21 protein-coding genes and 1 tRNA gene are annotated in these 19,323 nt (G+C 46.0%); 9 read left to right on the top strand and 13 right to left on the bottom strand.

Translation table 11 applies throughout. From position 1 onward, the window contains the following. Nucleotides 1–108 precede the first annotated feature (108 nt). From dut to VJ579_03025, 6 genes are all read right to left on the bottom strand, one after another. Nucleotides 109–540 carry a dUTP diphosphatase gene (gene dut, locus VJ579_03000; protein HXK38010.1) on the bottom strand — a complete coding sequence of 144 codons (432 nt, stop codon included), beginning with the start codon at nt 538–540 and terminating at the stop codon, nt 109–111. 53 nt (nt 541–593) lie between these two features. Continuing rightward, complete coding sequence (locus VJ579_03005) at nt 594–1,124, bottom strand: prepilin-type N-terminal cleavage/methylation domain-containing protein (protein ID HXK38011.1); 531 nt, start codon at nt 1,122–1,124, stop codon at nt 594–596. A 106-nt stretch (nt 1,125–1,230) separates the two neighbouring features. Then, on the bottom strand, nt 1,231–1,548 hold the full coding sequence (locus tag VJ579_03010) for a hypothetical protein (GenBank protein ID HXK38012.1): 318 nt from the start codon (nt 1,546–1,548) through the stop codon (nt 1,231–1,233). A gap of 91 nt (nt 1,549–1,639) precedes the next feature. Further along, nucleotides 1,640–2,758: a S1 RNA-binding domain-containing protein gene (locus tag VJ579_03015; GenBank protein HXK38013.1), complete on the bottom strand. Its 1,119-nt coding sequence runs from the start codon at nt 2,756–2,758 to the stop codon at nt 1,640–1,642. 460 nt (nt 2,759–3,218) lie between these two features. Continuing rightward, entirely contained in the window at nt 3,219–3,641 is a 423-nt protein-coding gene (locus VJ579_03020) for a hypothetical protein (GenBank protein ID HXK38014.1), read from the bottom strand. 95 nt (nt 3,642–3,736) lie between these two features. Then, nucleotides 3,737–4,162, bottom strand: a complete 426-nt coding sequence (locus tag VJ579_03025; protein HXK38015.1) for a hypothetical protein — start codon at nt 4,160–4,162, stop codon at nt 3,737–3,739. A 199-nt stretch (nt 4,163–4,361) separates the two neighbouring features. On the opposite strand from VJ579_03025, the gene VJ579_03030 reads away from it, so the two are divergent. From VJ579_03030 to VJ579_03045, 4 genes are all read left to right on the top strand, one after another. Beyond that, nucleotides 4,362–4,994 (top strand): MBL fold metallo-hydrolase, encoded by a 633-nt coding sequence (locus VJ579_03030; GenBank protein ID HXK38016.1) that lies wholly within the window; start codon nt 4,362–4,364, stop codon nt 4,992–4,994. An 11-nt stretch (nt 4,995–5,005) separates the two neighbouring features. Further along, nucleotides 5,006–5,410, top strand: a complete 405-nt coding sequence (locus tag VJ579_03035) for a hypothetical protein (GenBank protein ID HXK38017.1) — start codon at nt 5,006–5,008, stop codon at nt 5,408–5,410. A 12-nt stretch (nt 5,411–5,422) separates the two neighbouring features. Continuing rightward, nucleotides 5,423–7,900, top strand: coding sequence for a DNA gyrase subunit A (gyrA, locus tag VJ579_03040; GenBank protein ID HXK38018.1), 2,478 nt, complete (start codon nt 5,423–5,425; stop codon nt 7,898–7,900). 219 nt (nt 7,901–8,119) lie between these two features. Then, complete coding sequence (locus VJ579_03045) at nt 8,120–8,647, top strand: prepilin-type N-terminal cleavage/methylation domain-containing protein (GenBank protein ID HXK38019.1); 528 nt, start codon at nt 8,120–8,122, stop codon at nt 8,645–8,647. Between the two features lie 221 nt (nt 8,648–8,868). Here the strand turns inward: VJ579_03045 and rpmG are convergent, their stop codons facing one another. Then, nucleotides 8,869–9,024 carry a 50S ribosomal protein L33 gene (rpmG, locus tag VJ579_03050; protein ID HXK38020.1) on the bottom strand — a complete coding sequence of 52 codons (156 nt, stop codon included), beginning with the start codon at nt 9,022–9,024 and terminating at the stop codon, nt 8,869–8,871. Nucleotides 9,025–9,117: 93 nt separating this feature from the next. Next, a complete protein-coding gene (locus VJ579_03055; GenBank protein ID HXK38021.1) occupies nt 9,118–10,029 on the bottom strand; it encodes a nucleotide kinase domain-containing protein in 912 nt (303 codons plus the stop codon). Nucleotides 10,030–10,161: 132 nt separating this feature from the next. Here VJ579_03055 and VJ579_03060 point away from each other — a divergent pair, with 132 nt between their 5' ends. Beyond that, on the top strand, nt 10,162–11,571 hold the full coding sequence (locus VJ579_03060) for an AAA family ATPase (protein ID HXK38022.1): 1,410 nt from the start codon (nt 10,162–10,164) through the stop codon (nt 11,569–11,571). Between the two features lie 351 nt (nt 11,572–11,922). Here the strand turns inward: VJ579_03060 and VJ579_03065 are convergent. From VJ579_03065 to miaA, 4 genes are all read right to left on the bottom strand, one after another. Further along, nucleotides 11,923–11,993, bottom strand: a tRNA-Trp gene (locus tag VJ579_03065). 94 nt (nt 11,994–12,087) lie between these two features. Next, nucleotides 12,088–12,363, bottom strand: coding sequence for a hypothetical protein (locus tag VJ579_03070; GenBank protein ID HXK38023.1), 276 nt, complete (start codon nt 12,361–12,363; stop codon nt 12,088–12,090). 80 nt (nt 12,364–12,443) lie between these two features. Then, the gene (locus VJ579_03075) at nt 12,444–13,217 is read right to left on the bottom strand and encodes an SIMPL domain-containing protein (protein HXK38024.1); all 774 of its coding nucleotides are present in this window, start codon (nt 13,215–13,217) and stop codon (nt 12,444–12,446) included. A gap of 54 nt (nt 13,218–13,271) precedes the next feature. Beyond that, nucleotides 13,272–14,174 (bottom strand): tRNA (adenosine(37)-N6)-dimethylallyltransferase MiaA, encoded by a 903-nt coding sequence (miaA, locus tag VJ579_03080; GenBank protein ID HXK38025.1) that lies wholly within the window; start codon nt 14,172–14,174, stop codon nt 13,272–13,274. Nucleotides 14,175–14,266: 92 nt separating this feature from the next. Between miaA and VJ579_03085 the strand changes: the two genes are divergently transcribed. The 4 genes from VJ579_03085 to VJ579_03100 are packed head-to-tail and all read left to right on the top strand — an operon-like array spanning nt 14,267 to nt 18,386. Beyond that, nucleotides 14,267–15,778 (top strand): efflux RND transporter periplasmic adaptor subunit, encoded by a 1,512-nt coding sequence (locus VJ579_03085; GenBank protein ID HXK38026.1) that lies wholly within the window; start codon nt 14,267–14,269, stop codon nt 15,776–15,778. Nucleotides 15,779–15,790: 12 nt separating this feature from the next. After that, nucleotides 15,791–17,065 carry an FtsX-like permease family protein gene (locus VJ579_03090; GenBank protein ID HXK38027.1) on the top strand — a complete coding sequence of 425 codons (1,275 nt, stop codon included), beginning with the start codon at nt 15,791–15,793 and terminating at the stop codon, nt 17,063–17,065. A 1-nt stretch (nt 17,066) separates the two neighbouring features. Then, on the top strand, nt 17,067–17,750 hold the full coding sequence (locus VJ579_03095) for an ABC transporter ATP-binding protein (GenBank protein HXK38028.1): 684 nt from the start codon (nt 17,067–17,069) through the stop codon (nt 17,748–17,750). Between the two features lie 33 nt (nt 17,751–17,783). Further along, nucleotides 17,784–18,386, top strand: a complete 603-nt coding sequence (locus VJ579_03100; protein HXK38029.1) for a redoxin domain-containing protein — start codon at nt 17,784–17,786, stop codon at nt 18,384–18,386. Nucleotides 18,387–18,414: 28 nt separating this feature from the next. Here the strand turns inward: VJ579_03100 and VJ579_03105 are convergent, their stop codons facing one another. After that, entirely contained in the window at nt 18,415–19,047 is a 633-nt protein-coding gene (locus VJ579_03105; GenBank protein ID HXK38030.1) for a pentapeptide repeat-containing protein, read from the bottom strand. Nucleotides 19,048–19,323 lie beyond the last annotated feature (276 nt).

Here is a 19,323-nt window from a genome sequence, read left to right on the forward strand (position 1 = left end):
TATAAGGGGATGAGGTTATGAGGCAATACAATTCATGAGCACAGTTGGTGCTCGCGATTTTCCCTTATCCCCTCATTCTCTTATACCCTTACTCCCTTGAATTTTGTTTTATCTCACTCCTGTCGAGCCGAACCCACCACGCGAAGGCTCATCCATCATTTCCACCTCTACGAATTCAGCGACATGAATCGGCGAGACGATGCCTTGCACGATGCGATCACCGCGCGAAAGCACTACTTCATTGTCACTGAAATTGTAGAGTGCTGCTCGAAGCTCATCCGCCTCACCGCGGAAATCTTGATCGACAATCCCGACACTATTTGCGAGGTCGAGTCCTTTCTTGTGGAGCGATGATCGTGGTGCAAGGAGAAGCATGTGTCCCTCGGGAACTGCGATGATGATATTAAGTGGTGCGTAGCCAATACACTTTGGTGCAATAACAATATCTTCACGTGTCATGAGATCGAAGCCTGCTGCGCCTTTCGTTTTGTATTCGGGAATAGGAAGCGCAGTATCAATACGTTTGATGGTGATTTGCATGATGATAGTATACGACAAAATTTTTGAAGTCAAAAAACAGCTCAACTGAGCTGTTAATTTGGCATTGCATTGTACAGACCAACCCCATATGCACAGAGATTATCGATGAAGCCTGCTCCTTTTCCGTAGCGATGTGCATATGCGGGACATGCACGGGTATCACCGGGAGTCTCGAGTCTTGTGATGAGGTCATACGTCGGAGGGGTTGAGGTTGTTCCGACATTGCCGTATGCATAGGAATAGCAGGTAGGCCCAGACCATACTGCACATGCAGTATTGAGTGGATCGACGGGCACCCTTGAGATGTATGGAGCGGTATCTGTGGCAAATGCTGCCCAGGTCGCATTAAAGCTATAGCGATAACCACTGCAATTCCACCCGCATCCCGATTGTGGGTAATATCCTTTTGAATCATAAAAGAGTTCAAGTGCAATCTTGATTTGGTCGAGATCTGCAAGTCGTCGTGCGTCGCGCGCCTTCATGCGTGCTGTTGTGAGTGCGGCCAGTACAACTGAAGAGAGAAGTCCGATGATTGAAATGACAACGAGTAATTCAATTAATGTAAAACCCTTCTTTCGTCTCATACAATTAGTATACCATGGCAATGGTATTGCAAATGAAAGTAATTAACAGTTACTGCATTCTGAATATGAAAAACCGCCGTAGCGGTTTTTGTGGTTCAGGCTAAGGCTATGAAGCCTGCGCGATACATCGAAGTTCGCTGAGGCTGGGAAGGATCATTCGTGAAATGATGCCCAGGGTCAGGCTGTCATTGCCGGTGTCTGCTGTCGTGCGGAAGGAGTCATTGCTGAGGTCGATCTCGATAACAATTTCGTAGATCTCCTTCATTGCAGGCTCACGTTCATCCTTGCCTTTGCCTATTTGATTGCGCACCCAAGCGGACAGAACTTCTTCGACCGCTTCGGGCTTAGCATTGGTTTGAATGAAACACGCGTTGATGTTGTTCATGTCATAATGAACTTTGACTGTAATGCTCGGTACGAACATGTCGTCTCCTTATACACTTTGCTTATTCCAGACTAGCACTCTGCATCTCCCTGTAAAGTAACAAAATAAAAACCGCCGAAGCGGTTTTTATTTAGGCCTTCTTTTCCTGTGCCTTGCTGAATGACAGCGTCATGCGCTGCTCCTTTGGCTCAAAGAGGGTAATGATGAATGGGTACACCTTACCGAGCTCAAGTGCTGCCTTGAGCTTATCCTCGCTGCCGAACTCAGAGACATGGACAAGTCCTGCAACACCCTCCTCGATAGAAGCGAGTGCACCGTACTTGTTGAACTTGATGACCACACCGCGAACGGTATCGCCCTTCTTGAACTTTGCCTCTGCGGTACGCCATGGGTTCTCCTTGAGTGCCTTCACTGAAAGTGACACCTTATTGTCCTTGATCTCAATGATCTGGGCCTTTACGTGCTCACCAACCTTGAAGAACTTGCGTGGATCCTCTACGAGACCCCAATCCATCTCAGAGATGTGAATGAGACCCTCGAGGCCATCCTCAAGCTTCATGAATGCGCCGAAGTCTACGATGCCAGTGACATCGCCCTCAACGATTTGACCTACTGCATACTTACCAACGAGTTCCTCCTTCTCCTTGTGGCCCTGCTCCTTCTCAGAGAAGATGAGCTTGCCCTCCTTTGGTACAGCAGCGATCATCGTAACGACGAGCTTCTGATCAACGAGCTTGCGGAGTTCGTCGAGGATGCGATCCTTGTCGCCGTCCTCTACGCGTGGATAGTGGTCTGCAGAAAGCTGTGACGCAGGGAGGAAACCGATGATACCCTGCCAGTCAATGATGAGACCGCCCTTGTTTGCTTCCTTGATGGTAAGCTCGAGCTGTGTCTTCTTGCGGACAAGATCCTCTGCCTCTGCCCAGATGAGTGACTGACGTGCCTCCTTGAGAGAAAGCTCGGTGTAACCATCTGCGTTTTCGACTTCAACCACCTTTGCGGAGATTGCGTCGCCCTTTGCCATGTGCTTGATAAGATCGCGAGCATTCATGTACTCACGACCGTAGATAAGGCCGATACCGTGATGACCGAGGTCAACAACGACTGAGCGCTTATCTGCTGAGATGACCTTACCATCGACAACATCACCAAGCTGTGGGCGAGTTGCGGTAGCTTCGAGCACCTTATGCATCGGATGAGCGAGGTCGATAACGACACCCTCATCAACGATGAAATCTGAATTATTCATTGTTTGTTTTTACAGGACGAATCCTGCCAACAACGTTCTCGGTTTCTTGCGTACTCTATAGAATGCACACAGGGATTAGTCCGAAAACGTACTAAATGTTGTAGGCGCATACTACCATAAATTTAGGAAAAGGAAAGGGAGAAAATGAGCGAATACAAATGCAGGGTATAAGGGTATGAGGGTATGGGGGAATAAAGAATATCAGAATTCAAATTCAAAAAAACGCACCCGGGTGGGTGCGTTGTATGGTTGCCCTAGCGGCGACCTTTCGTGCGCGCAAGGGCTTTCTTTTGCCAGGGCGGCAGATGCTTGAGCGAACGCTTGTTCTGGCGCAGGTTGTGCACACTGCACCCTGGTAAGTACGGATGCAGCTCGAACGGACGAATGCGGATGGAGAGCGAGGGGAGGTCGGCGCCTCCGCAGAGTGCTGCGATGAGAACTCGAATAAGGCCTCTGCTCATCATTCCTCCGATTCTGTTGAGGACTGTTCCGCAAGTACGTCGGCAATATCGAATTGCTTCTCGGCCTCTCGGAGTGCGTCTGCGAACTGTAGCTGCGTTTCGAACTTCGAACTGAAGTCGGGTAGCGTAAGGAATTCTGCTGCACGATCCATTGCGCGCCAGCCCGCATCCACTGCTACTTCGAGGGGATCGGTGAGCTCGATGGCATCAAGCGTTGTTCCATATTCTTGAATCCAGAACTGATCTCTGCTGCGGCATGAGTCATAAAATTGCTTCACTTCGATGGGGAGGCAGGCAATGTTCGCCTCGATGAGTTTCGCAACTTTTTGCTTTTTGCGCGCGGTGTTAATGATGAGTCCGACGAGGGCACCGACGATGAAAAGAATGAAGAGCATTGCTGGGATTGAAATAACATCTCCCATGACTGCCTCCTGTATTTGAAGTCTGACACAAGCCTATATGAGCTATCGTTCTTGTCAATGCAAAAACCCTCCAACAAGTGGAGGGGAAATGGTGTTCATATAGAGCCACCAAATGACAAGTAAAAAGAGCATTGCTTTCGGATATTTTCTGCACTCTTGAATGCGCGAGTCGCACGGTCCAGTTCGGTCATTCCCACCTTTTGATCTTTACATCGTTTGCAGGTGATTTGAGCAGCCGTGACCGCATTGAACTGTTGGTAATTTTTGTGACCAAGTTCAACCATCGTGAGTAGAATATCTGCATGGCTACCGCTCGGGGTGAAGAAACGCAATTTCCATTTCCAGTAGCGCGCACGGCTTTTGCAAAACTTTAACTCCTGATTCTTCGCGCCCCTTATCTTGCAAAAGGAAAATAGATCCCCACAAGTGAATTTCGTAAGGGGGAGCAGGAAATACCTCAATGCCCAAAGTAGGATGAACAAAAGCGCAACTTTTTCAAAACGAATCTCTTGGAGTTCCATGATGTCCTCCACTGATTTCTTAACTAATAATAACGTGACGTAACCATGGTGTTACTAAGGAACACTTCTTTGATGGTAAGTCAATATGCAAAAACGGTCACGGTGGAGGCATATTGGGGTGTGAAATTACACCACAAAAATAGCAAAAATGGCATGTATTTCCCGTGTAAAATAGATACATTTCTGGTATACTGTGGCCATGGTTATTACGTATCACGGCGGACATTTCGTGAAGATCACACAGGGAGATCTCACGATAGCAATCAACCCTTTTAGTAAAGACGGTGACTTTAAGCCGCTTCGTTTTGGTTCTGATATCGCACTTATTTCAGCGAATGATCCAAATATGAACGGAGTTGAGAATCTCGAGTATGGAGATCGTAAGCCGTTTGTCGTTTCTGGTCCTGGAGAGTATGAAATTCGCGATGTTGCGATTTCTGGTTTTCTTGCACCGAAAGGATTTGGACCGAAGGGGCTGCTCAATACAATTTACACAGTACGTATCGAAGATTTGACCCTTTGTTTTCTTGGAGCCCTCTCTTCTGCAGAACTTACTGCAGAGTTGTACGAAGGGATTGGCAATGTTGATGTGCTTTTTGCACCGATTGGTGGAGGAGACCTGCTTAGTCCTGCTGATGCAGAGAAGGTTGCTGTGCAGCTTGATGCCGCAGTAGTTATTCCTGTAGCTTGGGATGATAAGCATCTTGCTGCTTTCAAGAAGGAAATGAGTGCAGAAGGAGTGCTTCCTGTCGATAAGCTCACCATTAAGAAGAAAGATGTCGTGGGTAAAGAAGGTGAGGTTATCATTCTTGATCCCGCATTTCGCCCATAAATAATATCGTCATGCTCGACTCAAATCCATTATTGAAACACTTACGCAGTAAGCCGCAACATACGAAGAATGTCATTGCGATTGTTGCTGCACTGATTCCGACGCTTGCAGTGAGCTACGCGCAGTTTTATATGCGTGCGAAGGATTTTAGTGAAGTTAAGAGTTCTGAGCAGGTGGCTGAAGAAACTAAAGATGTGACGATTTTCGCGGCTGTTGGTAAGTTATTTGAAGAAGGAAAGAAGACCCTGGGCTCATCAGTTGATGCACTCAAAAATATGGATGCGGGTGTGCTTGATAGCGCGGTCATCTCTGCGTCGGGCACACCATCCGCAACCATGCTTGATAAGCTCGACATCGGTGCTGTTCCAGGAATCGAAGATTCAAGCACAACCGTAACGAAAAGTAGTCCAAACTAATTAGAAATCACTATGGCAAAAAAGAAAGAAAATATTCCTGAGTCGTCAGCTCCAAAGCCAGAACATGTTGGCGTGGTTGCTTCGAACATTTCGACAGAAATGCGTGACTCATATTTGAATTACGCAATGTCAGTCATTGTTTCTCGTGCACTTCCTGATATTCGTGATGGTCTCAAGCCAGTGCATCGTCGTATCCTCTTCGCCATGTATGGAATGGGCCTTTTTGCGAATGCGCGTTTCAAGAAGTCTGCAGCAATCGTCGGAGATGTACTCGGAAAGTACCATCCACACGGTGATACTGCGGTCTATGAAGCCATGGTAAAGACTGCGCAGGACTTCACTTTCCGTTATCCATTTGTGATCGGACAAGGTAACTTCGGTTCCATCGACGGCGACTCTGCTGCCGCAATGCGTTATACCGAGGCAAAGATGAGCAAGCTTGCGGGAGAGATGCTTCGTGATCTCGATAAGGGTACAGTAGATTTCCGTCCGAACTATGATGGTTCGCGCAAGGAGCCTTCTGTTTTGCCTGCTGCTGTTCCAGCACTCCTCCTCAACGGAACGCTTGGTATCGCGGTGGGTATGGCAACAAACATCCCTCCACACAATCTTGGAGAAGTTGTCGACGCAACAATTGCACTCATTGATAATGGTGAACTCACACTCGAGGACTTGCTTGAGTATGTGAAGGGTCCTGATTTCCCAGTAGGAGGACTTGCTTTCAATAAGCAAGATATTGCACATGCATATGCAACTGGTCGTGGTGGAGTTGTTTGTCGAGGCGAGGCTGAGATCATTGAGACGAAGGCGGGCCAGTCAGAGATCGTGATTACTTCAGTTCCATATCGCGTGAACAAGGCAGATATGATCATGAAGATTGCTGAACTTGTGAAGGATAAGAAGATTGAAGGTATCCGTGATATTCGCGACGAATCAACTCGTGATATCCGCGTGGTCATCTTCATTAAGGCAGGTGTTCCTCCGCAGAGTGTACTCAATCAGATCTATAAGCATACTGACCTCGAAACGACCTTCCATTACAACATGGTCGCGCTTGTAAACGGTCAGCCACAGACACTCTCACTCAAGGGAATGCTTGAGGAGTTCATTAAGCACCGTAAGGAGGTTATCCGTCGACGTACGGAGTTTGATCTTGCGAAGGCAAAGGATCGTGAGCATATTTTGCTCGGACTCAAGAAGGCACTTGATCATATTGATGAGATCATCAAGACAATCAAGGCGTCGAAGGATACACCGACCGCACATGCGAACTTGATGAAGCAATTTAAGTTCTCTGAGCGACAGGCTACTGCAATTCTTGAAATGAAGTTGCAGAAGCTCGCGGGTCTTGAGCGCAAGAAGATTGAAGATGAGCTCAAGGCGGTACAGACACTCATTGCAGAGCTCGAGTCTATCCTTGGTTCAATGAAGAAGATGATGAAGGTTATCAAGGACGAACTCCTTGAGATCCGAGAGAAATACGGAGATGCTCGTCGCACGAAGATTGTGAAGGGTGGCGTCAAGAATATTTCGCTTGAGGATATGATCCCAGATAATGAGACCATTGTGGTCTTCAGTAGTGGTGGCTATATCAAGCGTACGGATCCCTCAGAATACCGCGTACAGAAGCGTGGTGGCGTGGGGGTTGTCGATCTTGAGACTAAGGAAGAAGACTTCATTAAGATCTTCCTCTCCTGTACAACGCACAATGATCTCTTGTTCTTTACGAATAAGGGTAAGGTCTATCAGATCAAAGCGTACGAACTTCCAGAAGGCAAACGTGCAACGCGTGGTAAGTCTATCGTCAATTACCTCACAATCAGTCCGGATGAGAAGGTTACTTCAATCCTTGCAATGCCGCGTGAAGCGAAGGAGATCAAGGGTCTTTCACTCTTCATGGTTACCAAGCAAGGAACGGTGAAGAAGTGTGCAGCAGATGCATTCAGTGATGTACGCCGTAGTGGACTCATCGCGATTACGCTCCATGACGGCGATGAGCTTCTTGCTTGTCGTTTCACTGAGGGTAAGGATGACGTTTCCCTTGTTACTGCAGAAGGTCAGTCGATTCGCTTTAGCCATGATGATGTCCGAGAAATGGGACGCACGGCAGCGGGTGTGAAGGGTATGACCATCAAGAAGGGAGACGAACTCGTTACTGCAGATGTTGTGCGCGAAGTCTATGGCAAGAAGGCATACCTCCTCGTCATTAGTGAGCATGGATATGGAAAGATGACCGAAATTGAGGAGTATAAAACTCAGGGTCGTGGTGGAAGTGGAATCAAGACTGCAAATGTCACCGACAAGACGGGTAATATCGTCATGGGTATTGTGGTCCCTGATCTCGAGGCTGAGCTCATAGCAATTTCTCGCAATGCGCAGGTCATTCGTACTCCGCTTGCAGATATTCCTGTGCTGTCACGTAGTACGCAAGGCGTACGTATTATGAAACTCCGCGAAGGGGATTCGATTGCTTCGATAACTGTATTATAGAAACCGTATAATTTGGCGAACTTTGTTTTGCTTCGACGAACGACTCAGTCAATGGGCACCGAGCCCATCTCCTTCGAGTTCGTTCGTCTCCAGCAAAACAAATTTCATCCAAATTCTGCGGTTTTTTGCTAGTGTAGATATTTTATGATGCGATACAATACAAAACCGCTTCGGCGGTTTTTGTTTTGACAAATCACCCAAGTACTCTACAATTTAATGATGCAAACAAGTTGCAGTTCGAAAAGAGGTTTTACATTGATCGAATTACTTGTGGTAATCTCTATCATCGGACTATTGTCATCTGTCGTACTCGCCTCACTTACTTCTGCGCGCAAGAAGGCTAGGGACGCAAGACGTGTCGCTGATCTTAATCAGATTCGCATAGCGTTCGAAATGTACAATATCGATAATGGCCAATTCCCGGCAGCATATGCTGCCCCTGGGTCAGAATATTGTGGATCAATATCTAATCCTCCTGGAGGATGGATGCCAACGAAGTATATCCCGACCGTACCTCGTGATCCACTATTTAGTTCTACAACTGCTGAACTTCCGCACTCCTATCTCTATTGTAATTTCCCAATCAATCCCTCGAATCCGTCATTCAATCCTGATCTAAAGACATATGCGCTCATGGCCTCTCTTGAAAGTGGAGCAGGGAATATACAAGGTACGACGTGGGCAACGGATTCGAGATACATCAATACGGGATATAACTACGTCATATCAAACTTCACTCCACCGTAAAACTAAAGATTTGAGCGCACTTCTACTTGCTTCCCATCGCCGCCTCGTCACCGTATAACACATACGGCTCCGTCGGTCGGCTCCGGTCCAGCAAGCAGAATTGCATCTCAAATCTTTTGTTTTAGAAAAACCGCCTCTGGCGGTTTTTCTGATGCGGCGTTCTTTTGGAACTTTGTAAAAGTTCAGCAAATGTAAATAAAAAAATAACCCCATTAGTGGGATTACTTCTTTGCCTCCTTGAAGACGACGCGGGTACGGAGCTTCTTGCTGAACTTTTTAAGCTCGAGCTTGCGCTGCACACCCTTCTTGTTCTTGCGTGTGAAAATGGCCTCGCCAGTTCCCTTGTTGCGCAATACGATAAGATTCTCCTGTGCCATAAGTAGTGCTATATTACCCTAAATACGGAAAATTGCAAGGGGGTTTAGCCATATATAGGATTTTCTTGGGGATTAGAGGAATTTCAGGTGTATTCATTTATAGAGCCTTTTTCTACCATTCCCAAGAGATAGATTTGTGTACTTTCGGAATTCGCAGCCGATTCCTTCCCAGTTTTCGGCAGAAAGGCGAAGAGGCTCTCCATTGAAAGTTATACCGACATCGAGGGAATATTGTGAGAGGTCTACAACGAGCAAAGATGGATCCTTGGCATTTCCTAGGTGCTTCATTGTCGGTAATGAGCCGGGGCCGATTGGAAACTGCGCGAAGAGATTGATGTGCTCAGGGTATTGATAGGCAACATCGATAAGCACTTCAGTCCAAAGGAAGTTAATGTTATACCCAAACAACGGCGTAATTTTCTTAACTCCATCGAATACTGATACTTTATTCCATGTCTCAATTTCCTTTGCGACACTCTTCATTACTGCAGGGAGATGATATGCAATGAATTCTTCCCGAGTTGGCGTATTGCTGCGCATGATGGTGCTGACGGGAAAGATGTATGGGGTTCCAAAGCGCGGGCGTGGTGAGGAGAGGAGACGCTTAAGAAACTCTGCGTTTTCGGCTGCATCATAAGAAAGAAGACCCGTTACTTTTGGGGTTTCAATACTTGCGGTCATGCGCAAGTAAAACATATTGAGTAGCCAGAGGGGGAAGTTATCGCGCAGTGGATTGAGCAGTTCATGAAATGCGATTGTTTGACGATCGAATTCACGAAAGATATTGCAGAAGCGATATTTATCTAGGATGGGGTCAGTTGTATAGGGAGGTTGTGCTCCAGAAACCTTCTTCTTCCAGATGTTGATGCGTTCGTGGGTGAACGATTCAATTTGGGAGAGAAGTGCGAGATCAATACCCGTAGGAAGATCCGAAGAAATTTCTGAATAGGCCAAATGCAGGGGCCAGTGGCGATAGAGGGCTTTGAGGTGGGCAGGGAGTTCCATGAGGAAATTTTTGCATGGAATGGGGAGAAAGTCGAATGGGGAGGGTTTGTGGTTCGCTTGCTATGTCAAGCTTCGACAGTTTAGATAGTAAATATATTTATGTTAGACTTTATGTATTAATCAAATTGAACTATGTATTCAAAATTCACAATTGAAAATTATCGCTCGTTTCAGGCAATGCAGGTTCTCAAATTTGCCATCCCCGATGGAGTGCATAATGGTTCAGGAATAACCTATATTGTTGGTGAGAACAATTCTGGAAAGACAACATTAATTGAAGGTATGAAAATCACCGAAAAGATGCGAATTAGCGATTTTGATAAACGCAAATCAGGTGTTCCAAAATTCGCATGGTATGACAATGGTAATGAGGTAGACCCCGTAAGAACAACAACATTGATTAGCGCTCACTCAAGTCAGCTGGTTACAACTCCGCAATCACAGGCTGCAGATAAATTTGATATTATTCCATCCAGGCGCCAGTGGTCTGAGGTTGCGGGTCACTCAAATGGTTTAGAACCCCAGTTCTATTATAGTCAAACAAGGTCGTCCACGACCAATATTCGACAAACTTCCACTGACTCAAACCTGGCTAGTTTGCTCCTTAAGATAGAACGTGATACTACACAAAAGAAAGAATTTGTACTGCAGCTTAGGAGAGTTGTACCAAATTTTACTGATTATGCAGTTGGCTATGATACTTCTGACTATATTAAATACGTTACCGGAGATGGTACAGAACATCGCATAAATTTTACTGGAGACGGAATGCTCTCAATCATGCGGATAATTGCTCATTGTGCTATAAGCGAAACTGGCACAGTTTCTTTACCCTTAATTATTGATGAACCGGAACTTTCTCTTCACCCTCTCGCACAAAAACGGTTGATGAAAGTTCTTGCTGAGCATTCCAGGAATCGGCAGATAATAATTTCTACACATAGTCCATATTTTATTTCATGGGGATTGGTGGAGAACGGAGCCGTGATTAACAAGGTTGTAAAGGAGCAAGATAGGGAGTCCAAGATATATACTCTTAAAGATTACTCGCACTACTCTACTCTTGTTAGTGCAGCAAACTGGCAACAACCATACCTAATGGATGTAGTCGCTAAGGAAATATTTTTTCATGACAATTTTCTCTTTACTGAAGGTCAAGAAGATGTCGGCTTGTTGATGTCAGATGGACAGCTTGATGAGTCTATAAATTTATTTGGTTATGGAGTAAGAGGAAAAGATATGTTTAAATTTGCTCTTCGCCTGGCTAAAGATTTAGGGATAAGAAAAGCCGCAGTTGTTCTAGATGGTGGTGAAAGTGAGGCAAAAATAAAGGAAGAACTAGAGAGGGAATTTGTAGGTTATTCTGTAGTCCAATGGAATAAGGAAGATATACGAGACAAAGCCAAGATTTCATCATCTCAAAAGAATGGATATTTTACGATACATGGGGTCAAGAAAAATTCTGAAGAGATTGAAGATTTTGATGAGAAAATTGGAATTTTGAATAGATATTTTAGGATAGATGAGGATTTGGCTGTGTAAGAAATTCAACAAGAAATGTAAAACGCCAGGTTTGAGATTATAAGGAGTACTGCGCACACAAAATAGGAAGAAAAGAGGATTCGTCCCTTCATCGCACGGTCATAGAGTGCTTCGCACGCTGGAATCAGATGGATTCGGTCACGAGTTTCTAAGTTTTCTGCTCCGCACTGCTCTCAGAAAACTAAGAACTCTCGACCCCGACTCACCGACCGTGCACGCGGCTGGATTCATCACAGCCTTTGGCTGGATGAAATCAGCGCCGGGTGACGGTGCCCGGCTCCGTCTTTCGAATCCTCTTGGGTCAAGCAACAGAAAACAAAAATAACGCTTTCGCGTTATTTTTGTCTGTTGCGGGCCCAAGAGGATTCGAACCCCTGTCGATGGTTTTGGAGACCATAATTCTACCGCTGAACTATAGGCCCAACATATATCAAAAGCCCGAATTGGGTATTTGTTCAGGTAGTGTACCGTATTTTACCTTAGAAAGCAAACGAAAAACGGCCGGAGCCGTTTTGTTTAGATGTGGAAACCTTCGCAGTTCTTCGTGCGGATGACACCACGTGGGTGCATATGCTTGGCTCCATTCTGCAGGGCAGGGAGCTCTGCCTTCGCAGTAGCCGACCACTTGGCCAGACATTCGATTGAGGCAAAGTGGAGTACTTCATCAAGCTTGAGGTCGTAGCCATGTTTGGGTGGCGGTGTCTGATCGAGAATGAGCCAGCCGCGAGCTTCACCCTTGGGAAACTTCTGGCCGCAGCCACAATTGCACTTGAAGTGAGCGATTTCAGACATAACTCCTCCTTGGATGTCTGTATTTAGCGTAGCACCTACGATAAATATTGCAACCAAAAAACGGCCGGAGCCGTTTCGTGTTACTTGAGCTGGAAGACTGCCTTTACAGTGATCATGACGTCCTTGTCGATCTTTGAAGTGTCATATGAACCATAGTCTGAAACGTCTACTGAATCTGCTGAAAGCACCTGAACAACACCCATCGAAACAGTCTTAATGTTGCCCACCGTTGCGCCAGTATTTTGCGCGATAGCGTTTGCACGGTCACGTGCATCCTTGAGTGCGGCAGGAAGGAGAGAAACACGAAGTTCAGGAAGCTTCGAGTAGAAGTATTCAACTTGACCTGAAGAGAAGAGCACGCCATTGCTTGCAAGCGATTCGCTGCTCTTTGCGAGTGCTTTTATCTTAAGGACGTCATTGCCACGTACCTCGATGAATTGCGATAGGTTATAGTCACGCATTCCTGAGTTGTCATTACGTATCCATTCACCCATTGTGATTGGTGAGATTTCGGCGTCAGGGAATCCTTGAGCATTGAGGAAGGCGCGAACTACATCTTCATCTTTCTTCATCTGCGCGTAACCATCCTTAATCTGATCTTTTGTTACGAGGCGAGAATAGTTTCCTGTCCAGCGTGCAGAATCTGAGGTGACACGCTGCTTTGCAGATCCAGAAACTGACATGACGTTGTCGAGCTTCTTTATTCCGAGAAATGTATTTGCGACGATATATGCGGATCCGATGAGTGATGCACCAAGAATAACAGGGAATAGAAATCCGAGTGCAAGAAACTTGCCGTTGCGGCGCTGTGGAGGCATGTTGATTCGCTCTGCGTTTTGTGATGAATTATCCATAAAAATGAGGTTATGCTCACATCATAGCACTGATGATTTTGAAGTGGAAGTGGATTATTTGTTTAGCCATTCTGCTACTGCTGATTGGGCCTTATCGAACTCTTTGATCCCTATCCACACAATATCCTTGTGACGCTTGAACCACGTCATTTGGCGCTTTGCGAAGTGAACGATATCCATAAGTAGCGCGTCACGCATAGCTTTTTCGCTCAAATATTTCCCATCCAGATACATGCTTACATGACGATATTCGAGTCCGAGTGCATAGAGACGCGATGAGGGGACACCTGCGTCCATGAGCTTGCGTACTTCATCAATCATTCCTTCTTTGATGCGCGCATCAAGTCGCCGTGCAATACGCTCATCGATGATTTCTTTGCTTGCAGTGATGCCGATGGTAAGTACAGGGTAAGGTGGTGCAATATATGTCTTGTCGGGGACCGAGCCGAGTGCGTTTGCGATTTCTAGTGCACGCACAAGTCTCTGGGGGTTGTGCCTATCGATCGTTGCAGCACGGACGGGGTCCTTTTCAAGCAGAAGGTTATACAATGCATCATTGGTTTTTGAATGAAGCACTTTACGCAACGTTTCGTTTGGGGGAACTTGAGGAATCACGAGCCCTCGAGTTACGGTATCAACCCAGAAACCTGATCCACCACAAAGGATTGGGAGTTTTCCTCGGGACTGAATATCAACGATTGCAGCTCGAGCGGCTTTGGCAAAGTGCGCAACCGTAAATTCATTACGCACGTCTTCCACATCGAGGAGGTGATGGGGAATACTATGCATTTCTTCGGGTGTAATCTTTCCAGACCCGATGTCGAGGCCTTTGAATACTTGTCTCGAATCTGCAGACACGACCTCACCGTTAAACTGCTCCGCGAGAAATACCGCAAGATCACTTTTTCCGGTAGCTGTTGGTCCAATAATAGAGACGAGATGTGGGGTAGCTGACATATCGAAAGTGTAACATATGGTTAAGTATTTTGTCTTCAATTATGCATAAATACCCACTTCAAGATGAGCGACGTATATGATATGATGTGAGGATGAAGGACTTTAAAGATAAAATTTTCACAAAGCTAAAAACCAGCATGGAAGGGCACAAGAAAGGTATATACACTTTGATTGCTTTGCTCGTTATTGCAGTAATATCTGTTATTTTCATCTCTCGAAAGCAGACTGTTGTGCTTGACGTTGGCGTGGTGGAGCGATTAGATCTGGCGAAGACTATTATGGCTTCCGGTAAGGTCATTAGCTCAACTGATCTCGGCCTCTCTTTCCAGACTGGTGATATTGTTAGTGCGGTAAACTATAAAGTTGGCGATAAAGTGAAAAAGGGTGCAATTATCGCTACATTGCAAAACAGCTCTGAGCAGGCCAGCGTGACGAAGGCACGAGGTCAGCTTTTGGGTGCCCGTGCTCGATTGCAGAAGGTGGTTGAGGGAGCGAGCTCTGTCGATATCATGGCAGCGTCAGATGCGCTGCTTAATGCGCAGCGTACGCAGGATCGCATTGTTGCGAATGCTCTACGAAAACTTATGTCGGATGATCTTGTACTTGAGGAAGCCCGAACGGACATGAATCCCGCATACAACCCAACGGTGAGTGGGTCATATAATGGCAAAGAAGAAGGAGCATATAATTTCAGCTTCTCGGGATCGCAGTATGACCTGCGTTATCGCGGAATCGAATCAGGCACACTTCCTATAATCAATCTTTCACAGCCGCTTGGCACAAAAGGGCTGACAATTTCATTCCCTGTGACCTCTTATGCGTATAGCGATGAGTGGGTGCTCCGAATTCCAAACAAAGACGGTAAGAACTACACTGCAAATCTCAATGCGTATAATGCAGCATTAGTGACCCGAGATGAAGTTGTTGGAAATCTCCAGTCAAAGCTCGATCAAATCAAAGCAGCAAGTAGGCCTGCGGACATCTCTGCTGCGGAGGCAGATGTTGTTTCAGCGCAAGGGGCAGTTGAGGCGGCGCAGTCAGATCTTGAGAAGACAATTCTTCGCGCACCTGCTGATGGCACGATTACAAAGATAGACACAAAGCTCGGTGATCTTGTTTCTCCAAATGTACCAGTGGTTACTCTGCAGGACGTTGGAAACCTTTATATCGAAGCAAACGTGAACGAAAGCGATATTGTTGGACTTTCAGTGGGGCAGCCCGTTTCCATTACTTATGAAGCACTTGGGAAGGCAGCGGTCTTTCAAGGTACAGTTTCAGAGGTGAATCTCGGTGCGACAATCAATGCAGGTATTGTTAATTACAAGATCAAAGCATCAGTGCTCGATGTGCAAAACATCAAGCCTGGCATGACGGCAGATATTGTTGTTCAGACAGCAAAGGTAGACGGTGCACTTGTTTTGCCATCACGCTTTGTTCACGAAAATGCATCGGGCAAATTTGTGTATCTCATCACGCGTGAGGAGGATATGAAGACAGAAGAGCGTCCAATTACTACGGGTCTTCGTGGTGACGGCGGGTATGTCCAGATTATGAGTGGGCTTAGCGCGGGAGATAAGGTTGCAGCAGATTTGGGCATTCAGTAATCTTCAGCATCCATGCCAAAAAAGAAGAACATCTTTAACCGATTAATGGTCGACATGCGTGTCGGCCGTTTTCTCGCTATACGTGATTTGAGACGATCGAATATTTGGACAACCGGACTTATCGTCTTTGTCATGATGCTGACGTTCCTTAATCTTGTTGTTGTGGGAGGAATTCTTGTCGGTCTTATCCAGGGTGCAATTGATGCCCATGTGAAATATGGGACGGGCGATATACAAATTTCGCCACTTTCAGATAGATCTACAATCCAGCATACTCCGGAGATAATCGAGATAGCACGCAATCTCCCTGGTTACCGAAATCATGTTGTGCGCTATTTTGGTGGCGCTCAAGTCGAGTCAGACTATCGTGCGACGATAGATCCTCGCAGTACACGAGATAAGGTCTCTGCGACACTTATGGGTATCAATCCGAACGATGAAAAAGTCTTTTCCGATATCGATCATCGCATGATTGAGGGAAAGTTCCTCGAACCAAATGATCTCGACAGTGTGCTTGTGGGTAAAAATTTGCTTGCGAAGTATACGCCAATTGATGACCCCTCATTCAAGAACCTGAAAAATGTCGAACTTGGTTCAAAGATCCTCGTTTCGAGTAATGGTGTTTCAAAGGAGTACATCGTGAAAGGTGTCATGCGTAGTAAGGTTGATTTCGATATGGCGATTACAATGGTGGATTCAGAAGTAAGGCGCATTCAGAACCAGACAGACTTTAACGCAAGTCGAATCTCAATACATTTAAAACCTGGTACAAATGCGCGCCTTGCGGTGCAGCAAATGCTTGATACGGGAGTTGGCGCTTGGGCACGTGTACAAGTTTCGATGGATGCAATACCTAAGACAGTGAAGGATATGAAAGATACATTTGATGTCCTCGGTACGCTCCTCTCAGTTATTGGTCTCGCAGTATCATCTATCACGATATTTATCGTTATCTTCGTGAATGCAATTACACGCAGACGATATATCGGAATCCTAAAGGGAATAGGTATTACTGAACGCGCAATCGAGATTTCGTATGTTGCGCAAGCGATGTTCTATGCGATCATCGGATCAGGTCTTGGTATCGCAGCGGTCTTTCTCTTTATCAAGCCATTCATTGCGACACACCCAATCGATTTCCCATTCTCTGATGGTATTCTTGTTGCTGATGCTGCAGGTGCCGCGTTGCGTGCAGGAGTGCTCATTATCTCTACACTCATTGCTGGTTTTATTCCCGCTCGAATTATTATTAAGCAGAATACTCTTTCTGCTATTCTAGGCCGCTAATATGATCAAAGTAGAAAATCTATTCAAGGTCTTTAAAACAGGCGAGCAGGAGATTAAGGCAGTCAATAATGTTTCATTTGAGGTACCTGAGGGACAGTTTCTGATGGTTACAGGAAAGTCGGGTTCAGGAAAATCGACATTGTTGTATCAGCTCGGACTCCTCGACCAGCCAACCTCGGGGCATATCCATATTGATGGCATTGATACTGATGAGCTTACTGAGTCTCAGCGCACACAAATGCGCCTTTCGGCGCTTGGTTACATTTTTCAGGATTATGCTATACTTCCGACGTTGACTGCCCTTGAGAACGTTATGGTTCCACTCTTAATGTTGGGGGAGCGTGGTGAGGAGGCGGAGCGAAAAGCACTACACGCATTGAAGCGGCTCGAGATGAGTGACCGAAAGAATAATCTCCCTTCTCAACTATCGGGCGGACAACAGCAACGCGTCTCTATTGCCCGTGCAATTGCTCATGGTCCAAAAATTCTTTTTGCAGATGAGCCGACCGCAAATCTTGATACTGAAACGAGTATGAACGTGTTGCAGGCATTCCTTGACTTGAACAAAGAGGGGCAGACAATTGTGATGGTTACTCATGAGGCAGACTATTCTGCCATGGGTCATCGCATTATCACGCTCGCAGATGGAAAACTTGTAGAAGATAAAATACAGCACAGAAAATAAGAACACTGTATTTAAACTAATAATTCAAATTATATGACTGATTGTAATGATTGTACAAACTGTGGACCAATGCGCATCGGCGCAAAGCTCCCAGAAATGAAGCTGAACGCATACCACCCAAAGAAAGATGATATTATCACCATTGAAACAAGCTCACTAGCAGGGAAATGGTCAATTTTCATGTTCTATCCTGCAGACTTCACCTTTGTCTGCCCAACAGAACTTGAGGAGATGGCAGAGCTCTATGAGGGAATTACAAAGGAGAATGCAGAAGTATTCTCAGTATCTACAGACACTGCATTCGCTCATAAGGCGTGGCATGATAGCTCACCAGCGATCAAGAAAGTGCAGTTCCCGATGATCGGTGACCCAACAGGAGAACTTGCTCTTCTTTTTGATGTATACATTCATGAGGAGGGAATGGCGCTTCGTGGTACCTTTATCGTTGATCCTGATGGTGTGCTCCGTACGATGGAGGTTCATGATAACTCAATTGGACGTTCTGCAAAGGAGACACTACGCAAGCTTCGCGCTGCAAAGTTTGTTCGTGAGCACGGTGGAAATGTTTGTCCTGCAGCCTGGGAGCCAGGAGCAGAGACACTCCAGCCAGGAATTAAGCTCGTCGGAAAGATCTAATAAAAAATACGGCGCAGGCCGTGTTTTTTTATTTTATCTTTATGCCAAGGAGTTGTATGAAATGCGTAACTTGAGAAAAATCAATCGTAGCTCCACGGAGTTGCTCTGGGGTTGCATGCATGCCATCGAGTTTAGAGCCGCTAAAGTCGATGTCCTTTAGCTTGGCATGAGAGAACTCAACATTCTCTAGTGAGCAATCAACGAAGGAAACATCGGTAAGTTCTGCAGCTTGAAAGTCTGCATCAGTGAGCACGCATTTTTCGAAGCGGACGTGCTTGAGTTTCGAAAAGCGGAATAAAGCATAGTCGAGACTGCAGTCTTTGAAGGTTACGTGCTCAAGATTACTTGTGGTGAACTTTGTTCCCATAAGTCGAGATCCAAGAAATTCCACACGAAGCAGTCGCGCTTTTTCTATATCAGCATTGAGCAGGTTTGTTTTCTCAAGAAAAACGTCGGTCAGTTTTAGTCCAATGAGTGCGGAGTCGGTAAGTTCAGTACGGGAGATGCGAGAGGACTCAATGGTAACGTCTGATGCCTCGCTTCCCATTGCATCGATACCGCTGAGGTCAAGATTCTCAAAAAATGAGTCATCGGAGAGTGAGATGAACTCGAGGGAGGTGAGTTTATCGGGCTTGGGGAGGAGGGGAGGTTTAGGAGGCATGAGTTAAGTGTAGCATAAAGAAAAGATTCGAGAGGGGAAACGTAAAACCGTTCCGGTTTGAGTTTCATTGAGCGCAAAGCCGCGCTGAATCAGATATTTCAAATACAAAGGGAAACGTAAAACCCTTTGGGTTGTAGTTTCATTGAGCGCAAGAGCGCACTGAATAAGATATATCTGATACTAGGGGGAGCCGAAAAACCGTTCCGGTTTTTGACTCTTGGAACGCTACGCGTGCAAAACCAGAGTCCGGGCCTTGGCACGGCTCACAAAGTAGTT

It is taken from the genome of Candidatus Paceibacterota bacterium (assembly GCA_035583355.1).
Taxonomy (GTDB): domain Bacteria; phylum Patescibacteriota; class Minisyncoccia; order Phycocordibacterales; family UBA6899; genus JAJZQJ01.